Source organism: Microbacterium sp. K35 (assembly GCF_004794375.1).
Classification (GTDB): domain Bacteria; phylum Actinomycetota; class Actinomycetes; order Actinomycetales; family Microbacteriaceae; genus Microbacterium; species Microbacterium sufflavum.
In genome coordinates this window covers 1-643 of sequence record NZ_SSDM01000148.1, presented here as the reverse complement: position 1 = coordinate 643, position 643 = coordinate 1, and the positions used below count along the sequence as shown (strand labels likewise).

Here is a 643-nt window from a genome sequence, read left to right as displayed (position 1 = left end):
TCCGCCAGGGGGCCGTGCGCTCGGCCCAGGCGACCAGGGGCTTCGGCTCGCCGGGGAGTCCCACCGCCGCCGCGCCCGCGCGCAGCGCGACATCGCCGGGGAGCAGGATGTCGGGATCGCCGAGCACACGCATCCGCACGTAGTCCGCCGTCCACGGTCCGATCCCCGGCATGGCCAGCAGGGCCGCGCGCTGCTCCGCGCCGTCATCGCCTACGGTCAGCGTGAGGCTGCCGTCGGCGAGGGCCGCGGCGGCCCCCGTGACCGCGCGGATCCGGGCCGCGGGGCCCCGCAACACCTCGGCCCCGTGCTCCGCGATCGCGGTCATGGTGGGGAACAGCAGCCCCTCGGGTGTCCTCTCCCCCAGCGCCTCGGTGAGTGCGGTGAGCGCGGTGCGGGCGGCGACGACGGTGATCTGCTGCCCGATCATCGCCCGGATCAGCATCTCGTGCGGATCCGCGGCACCGGGCACCCGGATCCCCGGCGTGCGTGCGACCAGCGCCGCCAGCGACGGATGCGCGGCCAGGGCCTCGTCGATCGCGAGGGGGTCGGCGTCGAGGTCGAACAGGCGCCGCGCGGTCGACACCAGCGGCGCCAGGTCGCTCAGGCGTGCGACGCGAGCCCGCAGCCGCAGCCGCTCGCCGTC

1 protein-coding gene is annotated in these 643 nt (G+C 76.8%); it reads right to left on the bottom strand.

The features are described from left to right. Positions 1-643, bottom strand: a 643-nt coding sequence (locus DW299_RS05060) for a DNA-3-methyladenine glycosylase family protein (RefSeq protein WP_136035925.1), incomplete at both ends; no start/stop codon positions are given.